This is a genomic window from Limosilactobacillus pontis, assembly GCF_002940945.1.
Classification (GTDB): Bacteria; Bacillota; Bacilli; order Lactobacillales; family Lactobacillaceae; genus Limosilactobacillus; species Limosilactobacillus pontis_A.
Genome location: NZ_PNFV01000005.1, coordinates 147,399 through 171,350 on the forward strand (window position 1 = coordinate 147,399; position 23,952 = coordinate 171,350).

The 23,952-nt window shown below is 49.5% G+C and carries 25 protein-coding genes and 2 pseudogenes; 5 read left to right on the top strand and 22 right to left on the bottom strand.

What is annotated here, in order from left to right:
* The 6 genes from dtd to CK797_RS05745 form a co-directional block, all read right to left on the bottom strand.
* Positions 1-438, bottom strand: a complete 438-nt coding sequence (dtd, locus tag CK797_RS05720) for a D-aminoacyl-tRNA deacylase (RefSeq protein WP_104688795.1) — start codon at positions 436-438, stop codon at positions 1-3.
* Positions 439-448: 10 nt separating this feature from the next.
* Entirely contained in the window at positions 449-2,686 is a 2,238-nt protein-coding gene (locus CK797_RS05725; RefSeq protein WP_104688796.1) for a RelA/SpoT family protein, read from the bottom strand.
* 22 nt (positions 2,687-2,708) lie between these two features.
* Positions 2,709-3,041 carry a hypothetical protein gene (locus CK797_RS05730; protein ID WP_104688797.1) on the bottom strand — a complete coding sequence of 111 codons (333 nt, stop codon included), beginning with the start codon at positions 3,039-3,041 and terminating at the stop codon, positions 2,709-2,711.
* Between the two features lie 55 nt (positions 3,042-3,096).
* Positions 3,097-3,852, bottom strand: coding sequence for a 16S rRNA (uracil(1498)-N(3))-methyltransferase (locus tag CK797_RS05735; RefSeq protein WP_104688798.1), 756 nt, complete (start codon positions 3,850-3,852; stop codon positions 3,097-3,099).
* Positions 3,852-4,814, bottom strand: coding sequence for a 50S ribosomal protein L11 methyltransferase (prmA, locus tag CK797_RS05740; protein ID WP_104688799.1), 963 nt, complete (start codon positions 4,812-4,814; stop codon positions 3,852-3,854). Before prmA ends, CK797_RS05735 begins: the two co-directional genes overlap by 1 nt.
* Before the next feature lie 67 nt (positions 4,815-4,881).
* Positions 4,882-5,181, bottom strand: a complete 300-nt coding sequence (locus CK797_RS05745) for a hypothetical protein (protein ID WP_181049535.1) — start codon at positions 5,179-5,181, stop codon at positions 4,882-4,884.
* A 185-nt stretch (positions 5,182-5,366) separates the two neighbouring features.
* Here CK797_RS05745 and CK797_RS09095 point away from each other — a divergent pair, with 185 nt between their 5' ends.
* From CK797_RS09095 to CK797_RS05760, 3 genes are all read left to right on the top strand, one after another.
* Positions 5,367-5,543: a hypothetical protein gene (locus tag CK797_RS09095; protein ID WP_181049531.1), complete on the top strand. Its 177-nt coding sequence runs from the start codon at positions 5,367-5,369 to the stop codon at positions 5,541-5,543.
* Between the two features lie 143 nt (positions 5,544-5,686).
* The gene (locus tag CK797_RS05750) at positions 5,687-6,649 is read left to right on the top strand and encodes an L-lactate dehydrogenase (RefSeq protein ID WP_104688801.1); all 963 of its coding nucleotides are present in this window, start codon (positions 5,687-5,689) and stop codon (positions 6,647-6,649) included.
* A gap of 508 nt (positions 6,650-7,157) precedes the next feature.
* The gene (locus tag CK797_RS05760; protein WP_104688802.1) at positions 7,158-7,532 is read left to right on the top strand and encodes a lipopolysaccharide assembly protein LapA domain-containing protein; all 375 of its coding nucleotides are present in this window, start codon (positions 7,158-7,160) and stop codon (positions 7,530-7,532) included.
* A gap of 203 nt (positions 7,533-7,735) precedes the next feature.
* On the opposite strand, the gene CK797_RS09155 is transcribed toward CK797_RS05760, so the two are convergent.
* The 7 genes from CK797_RS09155 to hrcA form a co-directional block, all read right to left on the bottom strand.
* Entirely contained in the window at positions 7,736-7,903 is a 168-nt protein-coding gene (locus tag CK797_RS09155) for a hypothetical protein (protein ID WP_225365028.1), read from the bottom strand.
* Positions 7,896-8,069 carry a hypothetical protein gene (locus CK797_RS09100; RefSeq protein WP_181049532.1) on the bottom strand — a complete coding sequence of 58 codons (174 nt, stop codon included), beginning with the start codon at positions 8,067-8,069 and terminating at the stop codon, positions 7,896-7,898. The genes CK797_RS09155 and CK797_RS09100 overlap by 8 nt, the downstream gene beginning before the upstream one ends.
* A gap of 603 nt (positions 8,070-8,672) precedes the next feature.
* Positions 8,673-10,508 carry a translation elongation factor 4 gene (lepA, locus tag CK797_RS05770; protein WP_104688840.1) on the bottom strand — a complete coding sequence of 612 codons (1,836 nt, stop codon included), beginning with the start codon at positions 10,506-10,508 and terminating at the stop codon, positions 8,673-8,675.
* A 116-nt stretch (positions 10,509-10,624) separates the two neighbouring features.
* Complete coding sequence (gene dnaJ / locus CK797_RS05775) at positions 10,625-11,779, bottom strand: molecular chaperone DnaJ (RefSeq protein WP_104688803.1); 1,155 nt, start codon at positions 11,777-11,779, stop codon at positions 10,625-10,627.
* Between the two features lie 118 nt (positions 11,780-11,897).
* The gene (dnaK, locus tag CK797_RS05780; RefSeq protein ID WP_104688804.1) at positions 11,898-13,775 is read right to left on the bottom strand and encodes a molecular chaperone DnaK; all 1,878 of its coding nucleotides are present in this window, start codon (positions 13,773-13,775) and stop codon (positions 11,898-11,900) included.
* A gap of 28 nt (positions 13,776-13,803) precedes the next feature.
* Entirely contained in the window at positions 13,804-14,376 is a 573-nt protein-coding gene (gene grpE / locus CK797_RS05785; RefSeq protein WP_104688805.1) for a nucleotide exchange factor GrpE, read from the bottom strand.
* 12 nt (positions 14,377-14,388) lie between these two features.
* The gene (gene hrcA, locus CK797_RS05790) at positions 14,389-15,438 is read right to left on the bottom strand and encodes a heat-inducible transcriptional repressor HrcA (protein WP_104688806.1); all 1,050 of its coding nucleotides are present in this window, start codon (positions 15,436-15,438) and stop codon (positions 14,389-14,391) included.
* A gap of 132 nt (positions 15,439-15,570) precedes the next feature.
* On the opposite strand from hrcA, the gene CK797_RS05795 reads away from it, so the two are divergent.
* Positions 15,571-15,942: a hypothetical protein gene (locus tag CK797_RS05795; protein ID WP_104688807.1), complete on the top strand. Its 372-nt coding sequence runs from the start codon at positions 15,571-15,573 to the stop codon at positions 15,940-15,942.
* 113 nt (positions 15,943-16,055) lie between these two features.
* On the top strand, positions 16,056-16,733 hold the full coding sequence (locus CK797_RS05800; protein WP_225365029.1) for an MgtC/SapB family protein: 678 nt from the start codon (positions 16,056-16,058) through the stop codon (positions 16,731-16,733).
* A gap of 93 nt (positions 16,734-16,826) precedes the next feature.
* Here CK797_RS05800 and ribF read toward each other — a convergent pair whose 3' ends face one another.
* From ribF to rimP, 9 genes and pseudogenes are all read right to left on the bottom strand, one after another.
* Entirely contained in the window at positions 16,827-17,798 is a 972-nt protein-coding gene (gene ribF / locus CK797_RS05805; protein WP_104688808.1) for a riboflavin biosynthesis protein RibF, read from the bottom strand.
* Between the two features lie 13 nt (positions 17,799-17,811).
* Positions 17,812-18,717, bottom strand: a complete 906-nt coding sequence (gene truB, locus CK797_RS05810; protein ID WP_104688809.1) for a tRNA pseudouridine(55) synthase TruB — start codon at positions 18,715-18,717, stop codon at positions 17,812-17,814.
* A 46-nt stretch (positions 18,718-18,763) separates the two neighbouring features.
* A complete protein-coding gene (gene rbfA, locus CK797_RS05815) occupies positions 18,764-19,123 on the bottom strand; it encodes a 30S ribosome-binding factor RbfA (RefSeq protein ID WP_104688810.1) in 360 nt (119 codons plus the stop codon).
* A 17-nt stretch (positions 19,124-19,140) separates the two neighbouring features.
* A pseudogene (gene infB, locus CK797_RS05820) lies at positions 19,141-21,075 on the bottom strand (translation initiation factor IF-2); the annotation flags it as partial.
* 194 nt (positions 21,076-21,269) lie between these two features.
* Positions 21,270-21,432, bottom strand: a pseudogene (locus CK797_RS09250) (translation initiation factor IF-2 N-terminal domain-containing protein); the annotation flags it as partial.
* A 13-nt stretch (positions 21,433-21,445) separates the two neighbouring features.
* Complete coding sequence (locus CK797_RS05825; protein ID WP_104688812.1) at positions 21,446-21,760, bottom strand: L7Ae/L30e/S12e/Gadd45 family ribosomal protein; 315 nt, start codon at positions 21,758-21,760, stop codon at positions 21,446-21,448.
* The gene (rnpM, locus tag CK797_RS05830; RefSeq protein ID WP_104688813.1) at positions 21,747-22,052 is read right to left on the bottom strand and encodes an RNase P modulator RnpM; all 306 of its coding nucleotides are present in this window, start codon (positions 22,050-22,052) and stop codon (positions 21,747-21,749) included. The genes CK797_RS05825 and rnpM overlap by 14 nt, the downstream gene beginning before the upstream one ends.
* 21 nt (positions 22,053-22,073) lie before the next feature.
* The gene (gene nusA, locus CK797_RS05835; RefSeq protein ID WP_225365030.1) at positions 22,074-23,348 is read right to left on the bottom strand and encodes a transcription termination factor NusA; all 1,275 of its coding nucleotides are present in this window, start codon (positions 23,346-23,348) and stop codon (positions 22,074-22,076) included.
* Between the two features lie 17 nt (positions 23,349-23,365).
* Complete coding sequence (gene rimP / locus CK797_RS05840; protein WP_146085280.1) at positions 23,366-23,839, bottom strand: ribosome maturation factor RimP; 474 nt, start codon at positions 23,837-23,839, stop codon at positions 23,366-23,368.
* Between the last annotated feature and the right edge of the window lie 113 nt (positions 23,840-23,952).

Genomic DNA, 23,952 nt, shown 5'->3' on the forward strand with positions numbered 1-23,952 from the left:
TTACTTTTCATAGATGATAGTGGTTGGTCCGGCGTTCTCAAGATCCACCTTCATCTCGGCCCCAAAGTGTCCGGTTTCGACATGAATCCCGGTCGCGGCAAGCTTCTGGTTGAAGCGCTCGTACAATGGCTCGGCAATGTCAGGCTTGGCTGCCCCGGTGAAGCCCGGTCGGTTGCCATGTCGGGTATCAGCATACAAGGTGAACTGAGAGATCGACAGAATGGATCCACCGACGTCCTTTAACCCCTTATTCATCTTACCATTCTCATCCTCAAAGACCCGCAGGTTAACAATCTTATGAACAAGGTAGTCAAGTTGCTCATCTCCGTCGTCAGGAGCAAAGCCAACCAGGAGCATGTAGCCCTTATCAATCTTTCCTACAGTGGTCCCGGCGATAGATACCTGGGCCCGGTTTACCTTTTGTAATACAACACGCATAATTTCCCTCCTAGCGAATGACCCGCTTAACAACGTAAACGTCTCGAATGTTCTTCAGGGCGTTCATGATCAACTGTAACTGCTGCCGGTTACGAACGCCGATCGTCAGGCTGATCGTCACCATCTTATTGTGATCGACCTTCCCGTTGACCGAGCTCAAGAAGCGGGTACTGTTATTGATGGACCGCAAAACGTCATTCAGCATCCCATTACGATTATATCCCTGAACCTCGATATCGGCATCGTAGTTAGTCTTGTCGCCATTGGGATTAGCCCAGTAGACACTGACAATTCGCTGGCCGCTCTTTTCAGCTGCCTTGATGTTCGGGCAGTCCTTGCGGTGGACTGAGACCCCGCGACCCTTGGTGATGTAGCCGACGATTTCATCCCCGGGGACCGGATCACAACAGTGACTCAACCGGACGAGAAGGTTATCGACTCCTTCGACCACAATCCCCTCGCTAGAAGCCTTGGCCTGCTTCTGCTTAGCCCGTTCGTCAGGCTTCTCTAATGTCTTATGTTCCTCAAGGAGGGCTCGTTGGGCGGCCGCTTGACGGTCACTTTCTTCCTTCTGGCGAATATCTGCCGTAAACCGATTTCGGACGCCCACAGGGGCCAGGTCACCGAAGCCGATCGCTGCATACATGTCATCGGCAGTGCTGTAATGAAGGGCCTGCGCCACATCAGCTGCCTTCTTGTCCGTTAGCAGGCCAAACGGGTTGTAGCCGGCCTCACGCAGCTCACTTTCAATCATCTGCTTCCCCTGCTCAATGTTCTGCTCCCGATCATGAGCACGGAAGAACTGACGAATCTTATTACGGGCCCGCCGTGTTTTGACCATATCCAGCCAGTCACGGCTTGGCCCCGCCGAGGACGGTGAGGTCAAGATATCAACAATTTCACCGTTCTTGATCTCATAGTCCAGGGGAACGATCCGACCATTGACCTTGGCCCCAGTCGTATGGTTTCCAACCTCCGTGTGGATTTGGTAGGCCATGTCCAAGGGACCGGACCCCTTAGGCATCTCAATAACGTCTCCCTTAGGAGTGAACGCATAAACCTTGTCGGTAAAGATGTCGCTTTGAACCCCCTGCATAAACTCATCAGTACCGTTGCTTTCCTGACGCAGCTCAAGAATTTCCTTGACGATGTTCAGTTTCTGACTGTCACGGGTCTGTTGAACCCCATTGGTCTTGCCTTCCTTGTAGGCCCAGTGAGCGGCAACCCCATATTCAGCCACCTCATGCATCTTATGAGTCCGGATTTGGACTTCCAGCGGCCGGCCCTCGGGTCCAATCACTGTAGTATGTAAGGACTGGTAGCCATTAGTCTTAGGCATGGCAATATAGTCCTTGAAACGGCCTGGCATCGGCTTCCAGTTAGTGTGAATAGCCCCCAAGACAGCATAGCAATCCTTGATGGTGTCAACTACCACCCGAATCGCTAATAGGTCATAGATCTGACTGAACTGCTTATGCTGAGTCACCATCTTACGGTAAATCGAGTAGATATGCTTGGGCCGCCCGTAGATCTCAACATTAGGTCCCAGCTTCAGATCACTAACGGCCCCCTTGATCAGACCGATGGCATTGTTAATGTAGTCGACCCGCTGGTCACGCCGCGAGTTCATCAGGTGAACGATCCGATAGTACTGCTGCGGATTGAGGTAACGCAGTGACAAGTCCTCCAGCTCCCACTTGATCGTGCTGATTCCCAGTCGGTCGGCAATTGGGGCATAAATCTCTAATGTTTCGTTGGAGATTCGCCGCTGCTTGTCTGGCCGCAGGTGCTGAAGGGTCCGCATGTTGTGGAGCCGGTCAGCCAGTTTGACAATCATCACCCGGATATCCTTAGACATTGCCAGAAGCAGCTTCCGGTGGGTTGCTGCCATCTGCTCCCGGTTGGACTTGTAGTGGATCTTGCCCAGTTTGGTATCACCATCGACGATCATGGCAATGGTCGGGCCAAACAGCTCCTTGATGTCGTCCAGCGTTGCCCCGGTATCCTCGGCAATGTCGTGCAGGTAGCCCGCACAGACCGTCTCCGGGTCCATCTGGAGATCAGCCAGAATCCCTGCAACCTGGATCGGATGGATAATATAAGGCTCTCCAGACTTACGCCGCTGGTCACGATGGCAGACGGCGGCAAAGTGGTAGGCCTTCTCAACCAAGGCCACATGCTCATCATTCATATAAGAAGCAACCATTCTGCGCACATCATCATGTGTCAGCTCTCTCGTTTGTGACATTCCCATTCCCCCTTCGTCAAATTTATTTCTGCCGGCTGGCCCAGGTCAAGTAGCTGACTGCCCAGTAAGCAGGTGCAAAGTAATAAGTAAAGTGCGGCATGAAAAAATAGGCCGCCAGCAAGAACAGCACGGGGAAAACCAGCAGGTTGAAGACGCTAAGCTGCCGTCGGGCCACCCGGTTTCCAATCCAAATGCTATAGATACCATTGACGATTAGCAGAAACCAAACGATCCAGTGGACCCGGGTTAAGAAGGGTAAACGGTCAGCTAATACGGGAACCAGCATCCCGAAGACGATTCCGAGCCCCCAAAGCGTTTTATCAATCGTTTGCCATTTGCTTTTGAAAATTGCCATTTTACAACACCTTATTATCAAATTTTGCTTTTTTATTGTATCACAATCCGTATCATCATTGATGACGCGTAACTGCCAACTCACTGGCATAGGAAACCGCCGCCAAAAAATAAAGCGGTGCCGTCTCCGTCCTCAGGATCCGGGGACCAAGGCCAATCGGGATTACTCCGGCCTCCTGCATCTGATTGATTTCCTGACTGGTCAAACCACCCTCGGGGCCAAAAATCGCTAACAGGGACTGACCCGGTACCATTCTGGTCAGCAACCGGTGAAAAGCACTTGTTTCTCCTTGCTTAGCCGACTCCTCCCAGGCCACCACCCGCTGGTCTGCCGGGTTCTCAGCTAGGGCCGTCGTCAAGTCTGGACAATAATCTACCCGAGGCTGCCGGTTGCGGTGGGACTGTTCGGCCGCCCCATCAGCAATCTTCTGCAGGCGAGCCAGTTTCTTAGCCTGCTTGTTCTTTGCCCAATGACTGATCGAGCGGGCAGATTCAAAGAAGACAATCCGATCAGCCCCTAGTTCGGTAGCCTTCTGTACAATCAGCTCTGGCTTTTCCTTGGTTTTAGGCAGACCGCAGAGCAGGGTGACCCGTAATGGCAGCTCACTGTCGCGATTGAGATTACAGACAATCTTGACTCGAGCAGGATTCGTGGCCGTCACCGTGGCCAGGTAAACTTGGTGATCGGTTAAAACCAGTTCTACCTGGCTGCCAACCTGAGCCCGCAAAACGGTAACTAAGTGGTGGGCAACATCCTTAGGCAATTCAAACTCTTGCTGACTAGCTGATTGATCGATAAAGTAGCGTTGCATCAGTCCTCATCCTCCGTTGGCTTGTGAGCGGTAATCCCGTGCCAGTCGCCCATTTTGGTCTCACTATCAATAATAAACCCTTGGTCCTGAATCTTCTGTCGAACCAGTGCCGACTTATCGTCAATAATCCCCGAAGTTAGAAAGTAACCACCAGGCTTCAGATTGGCAAAAGCCTGCGGAATCAGCGGTACGATAATTTCCGCGAGAATATTGGCCACTACCACGTCAACCTGGGTATGAATTCCGTCGAGCAAGCTGTTGACACCCACCTTAACATCCTTGGCAACTGGGTTCAGATCCAGATTTTTCTGGGCGGATCGAACCGCAACCTCGTCAATGTCATAAGCCTGGACTGTGCCGGCCCCCAGCTGCTTAGCCGCAATGCTCAAAACCCCAGAACCAGTGCCGACATCGATTAGGGATTCACCACCACGGATGACGTTTTCCAGTGCCTGTAACATCAGCTTAGTTGTTGGATGTGTCCCGGTACCAAAAGCCATCCCTGGGTCGAGGACCAAGAGTTTCTCTTGAGGCTGGTCCGGCTGATATTCTTCCCATTGGGGCACAATCGTCAGTTCATTGGTAACCCGTAGTGGGTGATAGTACTTCTGCCAGACGGTCGCCCACTGTTGGTTATCAACCACGGCAGCCGTAACTGCGTTGTCTCCAGGGTTTAAGCCATAGTCATGAAGTTTGGCAACCCGCTGTCGAATCGTCGGCAGGAGTTCAGGGACAAAGGTGTTAGCTGGAAAGTAGCCCGTCACCGCTGCTCCAGATGTTCGATGCGGGATTGTGTTTGGGTCGACAATCTCACCATGTTTGCCGTACCGTCCAGGTTTAAGGTGGGCAAAGTCGGCGGCATCGTCGATCTGAATTCCCTGAGCACCTTCGTTAGTTAAAATATAGCTGACCGCCTCAACGGCCTCGCTAGAAGTGATTACGGTTACTGCTGTCCAATCCACTTAAAATCCTCCTTAAATAATAAAATCGTGGCCACAATATCATGGTCACGATCAAGTTCTGCGATCACTATTCTCCGTCTCCATCATCGGCACGTGATCGTTCTTTCTCCCGCCGCTTTTCCTTTTCCATGTGGTGCTTCAGATAGTCGATTAGATCGGCCTCCGTCAGGAAGATGCGCGGATGATGTTGATGATGAAGTCGGACGTCAATTTCGTTGATCTTCAAACGGCCAGTCCATGTATGGGAATACCGAATGATTACCCGATTATTTAGCCTGTGTTTACCAAACCGAAAGACATAGACGTGCTGTGGCGTCATCATTGGACGAATATATTCTTTTTTATACATTAAATCATTTTCACGCATAAACTGCTTCGTTCGATTCAGAATGGTAACCACCTCCTCCATCGTATTTTTCGCGGCTAATTAGCCATTTAGATAACTATATTTTATCACAAGGTTAAGAAAGTGCCAAAGTTTAATTCACTTCCTTCCTTGACAGCAAAAGGTGGTGATATACTGCTAGCAATATTAATAATGGAGGAAAGAAAATGAGTATCCTGATACTGCTACTCGCCCTATGGATATTATGGAAGCTGGGCATCTTCACTCTCAAGATTTTAGGGATCTTGTTTATAATCCTGCTAATCGGTGCCCTGGTCCACGTTCTGCTATGGCCGATGGTTGTAATTGCCCTCCTGGTAGCCGGTTACGGAGCCCTCAGCTAAAGGCTTTACTAAACAAAGGCAATTTGTATCAAAAGCGAATCTTACTTCACAAATTGATAGCTTTTTTCACAAGGAATGCTATAATCAAATATGAGAGGAATCTCAAAATAGCACATATAGGATGAAAGGGAGACTGTTAAATTATGTCTAAGAATCATCAAAAAGTTGTTCTCGTCGGTGACGGTGCCGTTGGTTCTAGTTACGCTTACGCAATGGTTCAACAAGGCCTGGCCGAAGAATTCGCCATTGTTGATATCGTTAAGAAGCGGACTGAAGGGGATGCTTTGGACCTCGAAGATGCCACCGTCTTCACTGCCCCAAAGAAGATCTACGCCGCTGACTACGACACTTGCAAGGATGCTGACTTGGTAGTTATCACTGCTGGGGCTCCGCAAAAGCCAGGTGAAACCCGGCTGCAATTGGTTGACAAGAACCTCAAGATCATGAAGTCCATTGTCGAACCAATCGTTAAGTCCGGTTTCAATGGTATCTTCCTGGTTGCTGCCAACCCAGTTGACATTCTGACTTACGCCGTTCAAAAGCTTTCCGGCTTCCCAAAGAACAAGGTTGTTGGTTCCGGTACTTCACTGGACTCATCCCGTCTGCGGATTGCCCTTGCAAAGCTCTTTGATGTTGACCCACGTGACGTTATGGCAAATATCATGGCTGAACACGGTGACTCTGAATTCGCTGCTTACTCCAGTGCCACGATCGGTGGTAAGCCACTTCTTGACATCGCCAAAGAAAACAATGTTTCCATGGACCAACTTCTTAAGATCGAAGATGACGTCCGGAACAAGGCTTACGAAATCATTAACCGTAAGGGTGCTACCTTCTACGGTGTTGCTACCTGCTTGATGCGGATTTCTCGTGCTATTTTGCGTGACGAAAACGCTGTTCTGCCGGTTGGTGCTCCAATGAACGGCCAATACGGTGTCAACGAACCAATTTACCTTGGTACCCCTGCTGTTATCAACGCTAACGGGATCGCCAAGATCATCGAAGTTCCACTTGACGAACGTGAACAAAAGGCTATGGACGCTTCTGCTGCTGCTCTTAGCAAGGTTGCCAAGGATGGCTGGGCAAAGCTTGAAGGCAACAACTAATCTGATTAGTTATGTCCGATCCATTAGAGCGACTGGTCATTTGACCGGTCGCTTTTTCATTAAGGGAGGCCCTCATGAAAGCATTATCGATCCGGTCCGATTACGTGATGGACATCTTTCGGGGCATCAAGACCGTTGAGTAACGCAGTTGGTCAACCAAATACCGGGGTGATCTGCTAATTTGCGGAACTGCTAAGAAGGTCCCCGGCGGTATCCCCGGTTATGCCACCTGTGTTGCCAAGCTTGTTGGGATTGATCAGTATGGGGCCCACGACTATGGTTGGCGATTCGCACCATATGGTCCCAATGGTTCTTATTGGATTAAACCCATTCCGGTCAAGGGGCAGCTAGGTCTCTTCACCGTCGATGACCAGCTGATTGTACCGGCCCCAATCTACGGTCCCAAAGATGCCACGGCCGCACGCTGGTTTACTAAGGTTATTGCACCACTGGTCTACTGAAAAGTTATATTAAACATAAAGCCATTATCAAAGGAAGGCCTAAACACATGAAAAAACAGTCAACGATGGTCATTTCCATCATCCTACTAATTATCTTCGTTATCTTTGCCCTACTCAATACGGCCACGGTTGAAGTCAACCTGCTCTTCAGCCAGGTCAGGATCCCATTGGTTCTCTTGATCTTAGTCTGCCTGTTGATTGGGGCCCTGATTATTTACCTCTTTTCTTTTTCCAACCACCTCAAAGTCAACAAGGAGCTTAAAGAACTCCAAAAGCAACCTGGTAAGCAGGAAATTGAGCAATTGAAAAAGAACGTCAAGCAGCTACAGAACGAGAACCAGCAGCTTAAAAAGGCTTTGACCACTGCACAACAAGCCGCAAACCCGGCAGCACAACCGACACAGTCAACGACAAATAATTAATCTGGTAACTAAACCAATTTCTTTAGTGACTCATTCCTTTTGGTATAAAAGTTCCCCCTAGGGTAATCCCATAGTTACCCTAGGGGGAATGTCTATAATACTCGATTTAAGTAATCTCGTAGTTTTACCGCATCTTCTTTTGATAGTTTAAACACTGCTTGTTGGTCATCTCGTTCTCTTATGCCTTGACGCATATTGGGATATTAAAGATTGGTTAACAAAATATCAATGCTATCAGGCTGCTTTAAGAAGCTAATTTCAGCTTCCATCCCCAATTGATTATCAATCTCATCTTTGCACATTGCATTATACCAATCGTCATCAATATTTAGGTAATGATCTTTAACATTCTTAAATGCTTTTCTATGCATTACTTAACCTCTTATTAATTAGTTCTTGCAGCTCTTTCAAATCATCTTCAGTGGCCAAGTCCCGTACAAACTTACGAGCATAGGAACGGTATCGATATATTCGGTTCTTATCCTTGTTCTTTGCATCCCATTTCTTCTTGGCCCGCTTCTCAGCTTCAGTGACCATAAGCATCGACCTTCTAACGTTAGTATGGTATACTATATATGCAAAAGGACAAGAGGTTGCAGCTCTCGTCCCTTTGCGTTCCGGAAATAAAAGCTAACCAGCTAGTCGCTACTTGCGATTAGCTTTTTTTATTATCGCGTAAGCCTTAGCGAAGTTAATCGCGGCTACTGACAATAACCAAATCGTCAGTGCGATAACAAGGCAGCCTCTCTTTCCGGGTGACTTTTGTTTCCATCAGTATCATCCCCTTTCCGGATTCAGGGAATCACTTCCGAAACACCGTGGCATATTGACAAAATTGCGACTCCTTATCTCATCCACATTTATATTATACCTTACTAACATATGGATAACAATAAAATCTAAATCATCACACTAAAATTGAAACTACACTTAATACTTATATGTCCATTTAACAGACACAAAAGAGTATGACCGCCTCATTATTTGATGAGCTGGCAAAAGTAAATAGTTAAAAGAAAAAGTAGACCAACATCCTGCTTTTCCCTTAAAATCCCGTGTTAGGGAAAACTAAGGGGAAATTGTTAGAATATTGGTCTACTTTATGATTTTTAAGAATTAAAAATGCCGTCACATCAACGATCACTTGTCATCCAATTGCTCATCGGTCTTCAAAACGGCCATAAAGGCTTCCTGAGGGATGTCAACCTTACCAACCGCCTTCATCCGCTTCTTACCACGCTTCTGTTTCTCCAACAACTTAGCACGCCGGTCGGGGTCACCGGTGTGGATCCGAGCAGTAACATCCTTCCGGTAGGCCTTAATGTTGGTCCGAGCGATAATCTTGGAACCGATGGCTGCTTGAATCGGGATCTCAAAGTTCTGCCGTGGAATAATTTTCTTTAACTTTGAGGTGATGTCCCGGCCCCGCTCGGCCGCAAAGTCCTTGTGAGCGATGAAACTCAAGGCATCAACCTTATCCCCATTTAGGAGAATGTCAATCTTGACCAGATTACTTGGCTTATAATCATCGATCTCATAATCCAGAGAAGCATAACCACGGGTGGAGCTCTTTAGTTTATCGAAAAAGTCGAAAATAATTTCCGACAGCGGAATATGGTAAATCACGTTGACTCGGGTATCACTAAGATACTCCATCGTGTCGAAGATCCCCCGCTTCCGCTGACAAAGTTCCATCACGGGGCCAACATAATCATTAGGCACCATAATTGAGGCCCGGACATATGGTTCCTTAATGTCCTTGATAGCGGAGGCATCCGGCATCTCGGCGGGGTTTTCAACCTCCTTCATCGTCCCATCTGCCAGATCAACATGGTAAGTAACTGACGGCGCGGTGGTGATCAAGTCAAGATTGAATTCCCGCTCCAACCGTTCCTGAACCACGTCCATATGCAACAAACCTAGGAAACCACAACGAAAACCAAAACCCAAGGCCTGAGACGATTCTGGCTCAAAGGTCAGGGCAGCATCGTTTAACTGCAGCTTTTCCAGGGCATCCCGAAGGTCATTAAACTTAGCATTATCAGTTGGATACAGCCCGGCATAAACCATTGGGGTCATCTGCCGGTAACCCTCCAGTGGCTTCTCCGTTGGTCGGTCGGCATTGGTTACTGTATCCCCAACCCGGGTATCCTTGATATCCTTGATAGCAGCAGTTATGTAACCTACATCGCCGGCCATCAAGACATCACGAGCTAAGGGCTTCGGTGAGTTGATTCCAACCTCAGCCACCTCATACTCGGTCCCGCTATTCATCAGGCGGATCCTGTCCCCTTTCTTAACGGTTCCTTCAAAGACCCGCACACTGAGGACCACCCCACGGTAGTCGTCGTACTTGGAGTCAAAGATCAAGGCCTTTAGTGGCGCAGTTAGGTCACCAGTTGGTGCTGGAACATCTTTGACGATCTTCTCCAGGACTTTGTCAACACCCAATCCGGTCTTGGCACTAACGTCGACGGCCTCACTGGTATCCAAGCCAATTTCGTCTTCAATCTGTTTCTTGGTGCCCTCTGGATCAGCGGATGGCAGGTCAATCTTATTGATAACCGGCAGGATCTCCAAGTCGTTGTCCAGAGCCAGGTAAACATTGGCTAGCGTTTGGGCCTCAACTCCCTGAGTGGCATCAACGACCAGAATGGCCCCCTCACAAGCCGCTAAGGATCGTGAAACCTCGTAGGAGAAGTCGACGTGCCCTGGGGTATCAATCAGGTGGAAGATGTAGTCCTGTCCATCCTTGGCATGGTAGGTCAAGGCCACGGCGTTTAACTTGATGGTGATCCCCCGCTCCCGTTCGAGGGGCATGTCATCCAAAATCTGATTTTTCATCTCCCGCTTGCTAATCGAGTCGGTCATCTCCAAGATCCGGTCGGCTAAGGTCGACTTTCCATGATCGATGTGGGCCACAATTGAAAAGTTACGAATGCGCTTCTGGCGCGCCTTCATCTCATCTAGACTCATTGTCATCTGCTATGTCACTCTTTCTACGAAAATACTGTTTTTAGTATAACAAAATCTGGGGCGCGATGAAAACACAAAAGGACGGCCACCCTAAGCAGTCGTCCTCATCTTAAATTTTAACGATCCTCAAAGGCGTCCTTGAGCTTGTCTAAGACGGACTTCTTGACTCCCTTGACATCCTCACCGCTGGCAGCAGCAAAAGCCATCATGGCCTCGCGTTGCCGTTTGTTTAGGCTCTTAGGCGTTCGAACGTGGACGGTAACGTGTTCATCACCGTTACCTTTACCATTAAGGTGTGGAACTCCCTTACCACGCAGGCGGAAGTTGGTTTCAGACTGGGTGCCGGCAGGGATCTTCAGGTCAACGTCGCCATGAACTGTCTTGACCTTAACCTCATCGCCCAAAGCTGCTTGGGCAAAGGAAATATCACGATCGACATAGATAGTCGAGCCATCCCGCCGGAAGTCACGACTTGGGGTTACCCGGAAAACAATATAGAGGTCGCCGGCTGGACCACCGTTAGCCCCGGCGTCGCCTTGTCCTTGAAGCCGCATTTGCTGGCCATCATCGACCCCAGCTGGGACCTTGACCTCCAGCTCATGTTTCTCCTGAACGTGACCGCTTCCGTGACAGGTGGTACACCGGTCTTCCGGCTTGATAACCTTTCCCGTCCCGTGACATTCAGGGCAGGTCGTCTGAGATTGCATGTTGCCCAGTGGTGTCCGCTGAACGGAAACGATGAACCCTCGACCACCACAACGCTGACAAGTCGTCGCTGACTTACCAGGCTTGGCACCTGTCCCGTGACAGGTCTTGCACTCCTCATCGCGATCATACTTGATCGTGGTCGTCTTACCGAAAACGGCGTCCATGAATTTCAGCGTCATCGCATACTGAAGGTCCCGACCCGGCCGCGGTGCCGTCGGGTCTTGCCGCCGTTGGCCACCACCGAAGAATTGGCTGAAAATGTCATCAAAGCCGCCACCACCAAAGCCCTGGCTAAAGCCGCCCTGGCCACCGCCAAAGCCACCGAAGCCGCCAGCGCCAGCCTGGGGACCAGCCGACCCATATTGGTCGTACTGGGCCCGCTTCTGCTGGTCACTCAAGACATCGTAAGCCTCGTTGATCTGCTTGAACTTTTCTTCAGCCCCGGGGGCATGATTGACATCGGGGTGATACTTGGCGGCCAAGCGCCGGTAAGCATGCTTGATATCCGCCTCGGACGCGTCCTTGGAGACACCTAAAATGTCATAGTAATCTTTTTCTGCCATATATATCCCTCACAAGTTGATTTGGTTTAGTTATACCACAATTAGCAAACGAAAGTAAAAGCCAAAGTCCGCACGTGATGGCCTTTGGCTTCTACATTACTTTTGTCAACAGTTGAGATTACTTCTTGTCGTCAGGCGTTACGTCCTTGAAGTCACCATCAACGGTGTCACCGCCATTACCATTTTGGTTATTGTTGCCATTGTCGGCACCACCATTGTTCGGGTTAGCACCGCCCTGAGCACCACCTTGGCCACCCTGAGCCTGCTTGTAGAGCTTGACGCTAAGGTCTTGGACAACCTTGTTCAAGGCATCCTTTTTAGCCTTCATGTCATCGAGATTACCGCTTTCCTTGGCCTTCTTCAGGTCGTCGCGGGCACTCTCAGCCTTCTTGATGTCTTCTTCTGGGACCTTGCCCTTGACTTCCTTCAGGGTCTTATCAACTTGGAAGAGTTCCTGGTCAACTTCGTTCTTCAAGTCAACCTCTTCCTTCTTCTTCTTGTCAGCTTCGGCGTGTTCCTCGGCATCCTTCTTCATCCGTTCAATCTCTTCATCAGACAGACCGGAGTTGGACTTGATAACAATCTTTTGTTCCTTGCCAGTTCCCATATCCTTGGCAGAAACGTTAACAATCCCGTTCTTATCGATATCAAAGGTAACCTTGATCTGTGGAACACCACGTGGAGCAGCTGGAATATCCGTCAGCTGGAAGTTCCCTAAGGTCTTGTTATCGGCTGCCATCGGCCGTTCACCCTGAAGAACATGAATGTCAACGGCGGATTGGTTATCGGCAGCAGTTGAGAAGATCTGACTCTTAGAAGTTGGGATGGTCGTGTTCCGATCGATCAGCTTAGTGAAGACACCACCCATGGTTTCGATACCAAGAGACAGTGGCGTAACATCAAGCAGGACAACATCCTTAACATCACCAGTCAGCACCCCACCTTGGATTGCGGCACCAAGAGCAACGGCTTCATCAGGGTTAATGGAGTGGTTAGGTTCCTTGCCGGTCAGCTCCTTAACCATTTCCTGAACAGCCGGAATCCGAGTTGAACCACCGTTTAAGATCACTTCGTCAATATCATCGAATGACAGGTCAGCATCCTTTAAAGCGTTCAAAACAGGTTGCTTCGTCCGTTCAACCAGGTCATTAGTTAGCTGGTTGAATTGTGCCCGGGTTAAGGTCTTCTCCAGGTGCAATGGACCATTTTCACCCGCGGAGATAAATGGCAGACTGATCTGGGCTTCCTGAACACCAGAAAGGTCCTTCTTGGCCTTTTCGGCAGCATCCTTTAACCGTTGCAAAGCCATCTTGTCTTTGGACAGGTCCACGCCGTTTTCTTCTTTGAAGCCATCGATCAACCAGTCCATGATCTTTTGGTCGAAGTCGTCACCACCAAGGTGGGTATCACCATTCGTGGAGAGAACTTGGAAGACCCCGTCACCTAATTCCAGGATGGAAACATCAAAGGTCCCACCACCAAGGTCGTAAACCAGAATCTTTTCATCCTTGTCCTTCTTGTCCAGGCCGTAAGCCAATGAAGAAGCAGTTGGCTCGTTGATGATCCGCTTGACATCCAAACCAGCAATCTTCCCAGCATCCTTGGTAGCCTGACGTTGAGCATCGTTAAAGTAAGCTGGCACCGTGATGACGGCCTTGTCAACCGTGTCACCAATGTAGTCTTCAGCATACTTCTTCAGGTATTGCAGAATCATGGCTGAAATTTCCTGTGGCGTGTACTTCTTGCCATCAACTTCAACCGTGTAGCCAGCTTCACCCATGTGACTCTTGATGGATGAAATCGTGTTCGGATTTGTGATTGCCTGCCGCTTGGCAACTTCACCAACCTGAGTCTCACCATTCTTGAATGAAACGACAGACGGTGTCGTCCGACTACCTTCTGGGTTCGTGATGATCTTTGGTTCGTTACCTTCCATGACGGCAACGGCGGAGTTAGTAGTACCTAAGTCAATACCAATAATCTTGTTACTTGCCATTGTTAAATTCCCTCTTTTTGCTTAATTTTTATTGTGCCACAACAACCATTGCTGGCCGTAAGACGCGGTCCTTAAGCTGGTAGCCAGCCTGAAGAACCTGAACGACGGTATCCGGTTTCTGCCCATCCTTAACCGGTACGGTCTGAACCGCCTGGTGCAGTGTTGGGTCGAACGGCTTCCCATCAGCCTCAATCTCAGTAATCCCATGATCGGTCAAGGCGTTGGTCAAGTGGTCATGAACCATCTGGATACCCTTTTTCAGCTGCTTACCGTTCTCGTCAGACACCTCAATCGTTAATGCCCGCTTGAGATTATCAAGAACCGGTAAGACGGACTGGGCAAGATCTTGCCCATCGTACTTGAGGATCTGGGCCCGTTCCTTCTTAAACCGAGTCGTCATATTCTGGATCTCGGCCTCGGCTCGCAAGTACTTATCATCCTTGTCAGCCAATTGTTGCTTGAGATCCTTGATCTGCGCTTTTAATTCATCAACCTGACTGGTTGCTGATTTTTTCTTATCTTTTGACGCTTGCTTAGCAGCGGCCTGCTTATCTGCGGCTGATTGCTGCTTAGCCGTTTGCTTCTTATCCTTTTCTGCCAATTAACTCGCCTCCTATGAATCATAGTAATGCCGATAAAAGTCCAACAGACGTTTGGCCAGTTCCTGACGAAAGGCATTTACCAGGCCAATCGTCCGGGAATACGGCATTCGGGTCGGCCCTAATACGGCAATGATTCCCTTTCCGTACTGGTCAACATCGTAGGTCGCCGTAATCAGACTATAGTTATCAAGCACCTTGTCCTTGGAGATCTCAGAACCGATGCGGACGTTGACCCCCTCACCGGTCGTTCCGGTATCGAGCAGGTTCGAAAGCTCATCATTGTGGTCCAACAGGCGATACATCGTCTGCAATGCCTGGGGATCACGGGTGTTCGAGAAGTCCAACAGGTTTAATCGGCCGCCGATAAAGAACTGCTCACGTGCAGCCTTTGAAACGACATTATCAAACAGATCCAAAAATCCATCGGCGCTATGCATATAATGCATAACCCGCAACGGAATGTCATCGTTCAACCGCTTCATGACAGTGGTTAACGGAAGACCAACCAGCTGGTCATTAATCATCCGAATGACCGCCTGAAGAGCATCCAAGTCGAGGTTGCGTGGCAAGCTAAATGCCTGACTCTCAACATCTCCACTGTCCGTGACCAGAATAGCAATGACCTTATGGTTGCCCAGCGGTACTAAACGAAAACCGCTCAACCGCACATCTGTCTGTTCTGGTTTAAGGGTGAACGCGGTGTACGAAGTGAGGTTTGACAAAATATCAGCCGAGTGCGAGATGATCTCATCAATCTTCTGAAAACTGGTACCCAGTGAGTTCTGAATAACAACCAGGTCATTATCTGTCACCGCTTGGGGGTCAAGGAGATGGTCAACATAGTAACGATAACCCTCCTTGGACGGCACCCGTCCTGAAGAGGAGTGCTCCTTCGTAATCAAGTGCGCCTTCTCAAGAACGGCCATCTCATTACGAACGGTCGCAGAACTAACCTTGAACGGTAACTCCTCGGCCAGGTGCTTGGACCCCACCGGTTGACCAGTTGACGTGTATTGACGTACAATCGCTTGCAGGATCTTTTTTTGACGTTGTGTTAGCATTGTTATCACTTCCCCCTTTTAGCACTCTTTAGGGTTAAGTGCTAAACACACTGTATAATATACCAACCACTGTCCTAAAAGTCAAGAAATGTCAAACAATTATAAGAATAAATTCTAAGGAGATCTTTTACAATGAATGCAGACGACCATCGTTACGTACAACCACATAACGCCAAGGAGGCTATGACGGTCATCCAGCGCCTATTCAATAAGTACCGCAACGCCCCGTTGACCAACGAACTGCTTTCTTATCATAACAACCTGATCTACCGCCTGCAGTCCGATATCAAGCAGGCTGCCCAGCAGGAGGGCAATCCTGACTTGCTTAAGGAGCTTAACTCAATGACCGATGTCATGCGGTCCTGGACTAACCTTAAGCTGACTGGCCACCCCTTCCATGGTAAGCTTCGCCACTTCAAATTGGTTACCGATGATGGACCGCGGTTTAAGCGGCAGGTCCACAAGATCCACCAGGGCAGCAGCCACCGGGCCAGTCGACACTAAGACAACTGCTAATTGAAATAACACACGATTTTAGCTTTAAATCCCAAAAGGCGCTATAGTTAAGTTATAACAATAATAATATTGCTTTATTTGTCACGTAGGAGGTGACATCTTTGCAAGAACTTGACTGGTGTCTGCGGATGTTATTAGCAGCCTTTTGCGGTGGTATCATTGGTTTTGAACGTAAGAGCAAGGCTAAAACGGCGGGAATCCGCACTCATGCACTCATCGCTCTCGGGGCTGCTCTGGCGATGATCGTTTCAAAATATGGGTTCTTCGACCTGTTGAAGATCACCCATCAGAACTGGTCGGTTGACCCCTCCCGGATTGCCGCACAAGTTGTCAGCGGGATTGGGTTCCTAGGGGCCGGAACCATTCTAAACCGGCATGACCATGTTATTAACGGTCTCACCACTGCCGCCGGAATCTGGGTAACTGGGGCAATCGGCCTGGCTTACGGAAGCGGTCTTTATAGCATTGGAATTACCGGAACCATCTGTGTGCTCATTGCCGAGATGCTAGGCAAATACGGCGACCAGTTTGCCCTGCGACGGGGGCGGGAGTTCTCCTGCTTTATATTACTGGACGGCGGAATCAAGCGGCTGCACGAAATCATTGATCAGCTAAACCGACAGGACTTTCGAACTCCCCTAAAACATAAAGTCTATAGTTACCAAAACGGGACAGTTTCCTGTCACCTGTTTGGAGAACTCAAACCCGGAATTAAAACGGAAGAAATTTTTGCTGAGCTAGCCAATATGACCAGCGTAAAAAAGGTCGAATTAGAATAATAAGGTGAGACTGAAGGAACTTGCTATTTTTCTTCAGCCTCACCTATTTTTGTTTTCTTAGCGAATGTTCGTCTATCATATTGATAAATATCACTAATTGACAAGCTGTTTTCCCAGCGCTGGCGGTTCCTGAACAACTGCTCGCGCTGCCTGTTCATCATGCTTCATCTGAGCTACCAGTTCACCTGCCCCGGCAAATTTTTGCTCACCACGCAGGTACTGGTACCAGCGCACTTTGACTTCCTCGCCATAGACCATTTGATCGAAGTCAAACAGGTAGATCTCGACCGTCAGTTGATTATGGTCGCCAAAGGTAATGTTATGACCAACACTGGCCATACCGCCATACCAGTACCCACCAATCTGCACACTGACAGCATAAACTCCAATCCCCGGCAGACGCTCCGGAGTTGGTGTCTCCACATTGATCGTTGGAAAACCTAGTGTCCGGCCCCGAGCCAAACCGTGAACAATCAAGCCCGTGGTCTGGTAGTAGTAACCCAACTCCTGATTGGCCGCCTGAACGTCACCAGTATCGATCAACTGGCGTATCGTTCGCGAGCCCACCTTGGCTGATGAATCAGCATCCATAAACTTTGGTACCGTCACTACCGCAAAGCGGCCCCGAGCATAACCGGGTAGCCGATCCATCGTTGCCACCGCAGCTGGACCATAAGTATGGTCATACCCAGCTACGACAACCCGACTGTGGAAGGCGACCAGGTACTGGTCAACAAAGTCCTGCGGGGCCAAACTAGCAAAGCTGGAAGTAAAACTGACCAGGTAAACCAGGTCCACTCCTAATTGCTTGAGCAAATCAAGCTTGCGAGTTGTCGTTGACAGGTACTTAAAACCGCCTGGGTACTGGCGATAAGCAATTCCCGGGGCGTGACTGTAGGTCAGCACCGCCAATGGCAGTCCCTGCTGGTCAGCCAGCTGTTTAGCCTGACGGATAACCGCCTGGTGGCCCCGATGAACCCCATCGAAGAATCCCATCGCAAGCACAACCGGACCCGCCGGAATGATCTTATGATCGATCGGGTGATGAACTTTGATAACCTGCAATCTGTTTGCCTCCCTATTTCGTTGAAAACATCTTGGTTGGCTTGTAGGCCCCCTGCTTTTGATCAAGGTGGTACAAAGCCTTTACTTGATTATTATACTTCAGGACCACTTCTGATGCATCAGTAGTTAGTTCAGTTGGCTTTAACCAGCCGCCGTTTTTAACCGCCTGCCACTGCACCTCGGTCAGGTCAACCGCCGGATAGTCATGAAGGGCGTACTCCAGGGAATAGAGGTAGTGACCGATCGTTCCGGCCGTGACCGCATCTTGAACATCGGTCAGACTAAGGGTCTGGTCAAGGGTAAAACCGCCACTAGCCAACCGGGTCAGCCAGCTCATTGTCCCCGGATAACCCAATCGCTTAGCCAATTCGACCACCAGCGTCCGAACGTAAGTCCCCTTGCTGCAGACCACGTTAAAGCGGATCCGCTGCTGCTTAACGGTTGGATCGTACTTACTGCTCAACAGTTCGAACTTATCGACCGTGACGTGCCGTACCGGCCGCTCAACAGACTCGCCGGCCCGGGCATACTCATAGAGGCGCTTTCCTTTGACTTTCACCGCGGAATACATCGGCGGAATCTGGGTAACGTCCCCAGTTAACGTGCCCATCTGCTCGCGGATGTCAGCCGCCGAGATTTCGCTAGTGACCGGCTGGATAGCAATGATCTCACCATCGAGGTCCTCGGTAGTTGTAGCTTCCCCAATTAATAATTCTCCTTGGTAGTTCTTTCCCGACGCCATCAGGTAGGGAACTACCTTGGTTGCACTGCCTACGCAGATCGGTAAAACCCCATCCACAGACGGGTCCAGGGTACCAGAGTGACCAATCTTCCTAGTGTGCAGAATCCGGCGCAAACGGCTAACACAATCGAAGCTGGTCATCCCCCGCTCCTTATACAATGGGATAATTCCATCCATAGCTTGTTCCTCCACAATAAAAGCGGGGAAATTTCCCCGCCATTACTTACTTTTCCTGTTGGTGCAACTTATTAATCAGCTGGTCAATCCGACTCCCATAGGCAATCGACTTGTCCCGTTCGAATTTGATCGCCGGAGTCTTAAAGATATTAAGTCGGCTTCCCAGCTCGCTGCGGATCAGGCCGGTTGCCTTATCCAAGCCGGCCTGGGCCTTCTCACCATCCGATGCCAGGTCTGAAAGCAGGCTGTAGTAAATAGTTGCCTGTTGCAAGTCCCCAGTAACGTCGACACCCGTGATGGTGATGCCCTTGACCCGGGGATCACGCACCCGCTTCAAAAGGATGTCATCAACTTCGCGCTGGATTTCACCGGCAAGCCGATCAACCCGAAATTGTTTATTTGGCATATCTTTCTCCTTCAGTTTTACTTAACTGGAACTTCCTTCATCCGGTAGGCCTCGATGACATCCTTTTCCTTGATGTCATTATAGTTAGCAATCGTCAGCCCACACTCGAAACCAGCTTTAACTTCCTTGACGTCGTCCTTGAACCGCTTCAGGCTACCAAGTTCACCCTCGTAGATAACTACACCATCACGGACCAGGCGAACCTTGGAGTCACGAGTAATCTTACCGGAAGTAACCATTCCACCGGCAATCGTACCAACCTTGGAAGCCTTGTAGATTTGGCGAACTTCAACCTCACCGATCGTCTCTTCTTCATAAACAGGCTCCAGCATACCCTTCATAGCGTCTTCAACCTCTTCGATGGCCTTGTAAATGACCCGGTGGAGACGAATATCGATATTGCTAGAATCAGCTAGGGACTTTGCAACAGGGGTCGGCCGGACATTAAACCCGATGATGACGGCGTTAGAAGCTTCAGCCAGGGTAACATCGCTTTGACTAATGGCACCAACGGCCTGGTGGATAATATCAACCCGGACACCATCGACCTTGATCTTCTGCAGACTCTGGCTCAGTGCTTCGACAGATCCCTGCACATCGGCCTTGATAATAATCGGCAGGGTCTTCATCTTCCCCTTCTTCATCGTGGCAAAGAGATTATCCAGGGTAACGTGAGAGGTCTTCTGCCGTTCCTTATCCTGAGCCCGCTTTGCCCGAGCCTCACCGGCAGCCCGGGCCGTCTTTTCATCATCAAAAACGACGAACCGGTCCCCGGCTTCTGGGACCTCGTTGAGCCCAGTGATCTCAACTGGGGTAGCAGGGGTAGCGGCCTTAATCCGACGACCATTTTCGTTAGTCATCGTCCGTACCCGGCCGTAGGTGTTACCAACCACAATTGGATCGCCGACATGCAGCGTCCCCTGTTGAATAAGAACGGTGGCCACGGAACCCCTTCCTTGATCCAATCGAGCTTCAACAACAGAACCGGCGGCGTTTTGATCTGGGTTAGCCTTCAGTTCCATCATCTCAGCCTGGAGGAGAATCATGTCAAGCAATTCATCCAGGTTCTTACCGAACTTAGCAGAAATCTTAACGAAGATCGTGTCCCCACCCCAGTCTTCTGGGATCAGGTTGTACTTGGCGAGTTCTTCGGTAACCCGATCGGGATTAGCCCCTGGCTTATCGATCTTGTTGACTGCCACAATAATTGGTGTCTTGGCAGCCTGGGCGTGATGAATGGCCTCAACGGTCTGCGGCATTACCCCATCATCGGCAGCAACCACCAGAACGGTGATATCAGTAATGTTGGCACCCCGGGCCCGCATCTCTGTGAAGGCAGCGTGTCCTGGAGTATCCAGGAAGGTAATCAGGTGGTCATTGTAGTGGACCTGATAGGCACCGATCTCCTGAGTGATTCCCCCGGCTTCGTGTGCAGTAACGTGAGAATGCCGCAGCTTATCCAGCAGGGTCGTCTTACCATGGTCAACGTGACCCATGACGGTGACGACTGGTGGCCGAGAAACGAGGTGGTTGGTATTGCTTTGTTCTTCCTCGAAGATCTTGTCGATATCGGAAACATCAACTTCGACCTTCTCCTTGGCCTCGATGCCGTAATCAGCGGCCAGCAGTTCAATTGTGTCCTTATCTAGGGACTGGTTCTGGTTAATCATAACCCCAAGCATAAAGAGCTTCTTGATAATCTCAGCTGGAGATCGGTGAAGGATCTTACCCAGATCTTGAGCGTTCATTCCCTCGCTGTATTCCAGTACATCCGGTAACGGCTTATCCTTCCGCTGAGTCGGCTGCTTATGTTCAACTTCACGCATTCGGCGGTTTTTGTTATGCTTGTTGCGCTTCTTATTCTTCTTATTAAAACGACCACCACGTCGGTTGTCATTGGTATTCAGGCTGCCGCCAAACCGACCGCCGCCGTTGCGATGTTGGTTGTTGTGCTCGTTCTTATGACCTTTGTGTTCCTGCTTACCCTGATGCGGATCAGTGTTGCGGTGGCCCTGATGCGGATGTTTATTATCAGTGTGCTTGTCGCCGCGATTCTTCTTATGCTCCTGATGGTTAGCAGATTTATTTTCGTGCTTATGACTACTATTCGTACTCTTGACACTACTTGCCTGATCCTTCTTGGCCGACTGCTGCCCTTTAACTACTTTTCGCAGTTGGTTGGCCTGGTCAGGGGTTACAGAGGACATGTGACTCTTAATCGCCATCCCCTGTTGCTTAGCCACCGTCACCAAGTTCTTGCTTGGCATCTTAAGCTCTTTTGCTAGTTCGTAAATTCGTTCCTTGGCCATACGCTCACGCTCCTTATTCCATTGTCGTTAAATCCTCAAACTTTCTTGCAAATCCAGATTGCATCACACCAAAAACGGTTCTTGCCTGACCCGTTGCCTGACTGAGCTGCCTTCTAGTAAATTGCTGGCAGAACGGGATGTGGTAGAAGCTGCATTTATCAGTAAACTTCTTCGCACTTGCCGCCCCAGCATCACTTGCTAAAAACACAAACTTTGCCTTGCCAGTTTGAATATTTTTTAAAACGATTCCTTCCCCGCTGGTCAGCTGACCAGCACGCCGGGCTAATCCCAGCAGGCTGAGGACTGCTTGTTGATTATTTTTGAGCATCTCTTCCAAATAATTCCTGTCGTGCCTGCAGGTGATCCGTGTACTGAATCAATTCATCATAAAATGCATCATCCAGTGTAACATGAAAGGCCTTCTCAAAGGTCTTCTCTGTTTTAGCACGTTTGGCAATCTCAACATCGACTGCGATATAGGCACCGCGACCAGCCTTTTTGCCAGTTGGGTCGAGGGATACTTCGCCATCTTTGTTCTTAACCACCCGGATCAGTTGCCGCTTGGGCATCATTTCACCAGTGACAATATCCTTGCGCATCGGTATTTTTCTCTTTTTCATTATTTTCACCCCGCTGCTTAATTATTCTGCGTCAGTTGATGATTGGCTATCAGTCTCGTCAGCAAGCCCCTTGTCAATATCGCCAGTATCTTTTTGGCTTTGGAGTTCCTCCATCTCGGATTCAGACTTGATGTCAATCTTATACTTGGTTAACCGGGCGGCTAGGCGGGCATTTTGCCCCCGCTTCCCGATCGCCAGCGATAATTGATTATCAGGAACAACGACCGTGCAGGAGCGTTCTGCTTCCTTTGGTGCCGGGGTAGTTGCGGTCGGCTCGACACTGTTCTCGTCGTCATCACCTGCCGGAGTCACGTCGTCAGCAGTTGCTTCAGCAGGTTCCTCTACTGCTTCATCCTGTGGTTCTGGCTCATTGAAAATAACATCCAGGACGTCGGCTGGGTTCAAAGCGTTAGCAATGAACTTGGCCGGATCCTTAACATATTCCACGATGTCCATGTTCTCGCCATCCAGCTCATTAACGATGGCCTGAACACGAGAACCGCGCGGCCCAACGCAGGTGCCGACTGGGTCAACGTTTGGATCGTTGGAGTAGACCGCAACCTTGGCGCGGTCACCGGCCTCCCGCGCAATGTTTTCGATCAGCACTGTGCCGTCCTTGATCTCAGGAACTTCTCGTTCAAACAGCCGCTTCAGCAATTCCGGAGCGGTTCGACTAACGTAAATTTGGGGACCACGGCGGTCATCATTGACTTTAGAGACATAGACCTGAATCCGGTCGTGAACATGGTAATGTTCGTTAGGCATCTTATCACGGAAGCCCATTGCCCCCTCAACCCCGTTACCAAGGTCGACGTAGGTGAACCGACGATCTTCACGGGAAACTTCACCAGTAATGATCTCATTTTCATAGGTTTTGTACTTATCGTAGATGATCTTGCGCTCTTCCTCACGCAACCGCTGCATAACAACCTGCTTGGCCGTCTGAGCAGCGATCCGGCCGAAGTTGCGTGGCGTTACCTCTTCACGAATCTCGTCACCAACGTCGTAACCCTGCCCATGGGGAAGTTTACGGGCATCCGCCAGGCTCATGTATTCGTTGCTATCTTCGGCAACCGCATCATCATCGTCGGTGATTGTCTTGACGGCGTAAACTTTGATGTTTCCAGTCAGAGAATTGAATTCAACCTCCACATTTTTCTCACCATAGTTCTGCTTGTAGGCCGTCTCTAAGGCTTGCTCCAAGGCCTCAATCACGACTTCCTTCTTAATTCCCTTTTCCTTTTCCAAGTAATCGAGGGCACCAATCATTTCCTCATTGACTCTTGACTTGCTCACTTGAGACACTCCTTTAATTAAAACTTGATTGCCAACCGGGCCTGGGCAACCTTACTCCGGTCGATTACGATCTGCCGATGCCGGGTCTTATCCAGATAATCGAGGGTTAGTTCCTTATCCGTCAACTTGGTCAGAGTTCCCTCGTAGACCTTTTTGCCACCAACCTGTTGGTACAGGGAAACGTGGATATAGTCGTTGACTGCACGTTGGTAGTCACCCTCGTTGCGCAGCGGCCGCTCAGCACCCGGAGATGAAACCTCCAGGAAGTAGGCCTGGGGAATCGGGTCAGGTTCGGCATTATCCAGAGTCTCGCTCAGCTCATCACTGACCGTGGCACAGTCATTTAGGGTGATCCCACCATCCTTGTCGATGTAAACGCGCAGGTACCAGCTTTTCCCTTCCTTGACGAATTCCATGTCATACAGATAAAAGTCGTGTTCATCCAAAATTGGCTTAACAAGCGTCGTTACCGTTTCAACAACTGTACTCAAATGTGTCACCTCCATCATTTGCAATAAAAAGAGCGAGCATCACTGCTCACTCCCACGAGTTATTTACCATAATTAAGTTTAGCATAAAAGAATGCTGATGACAAACAAAAACG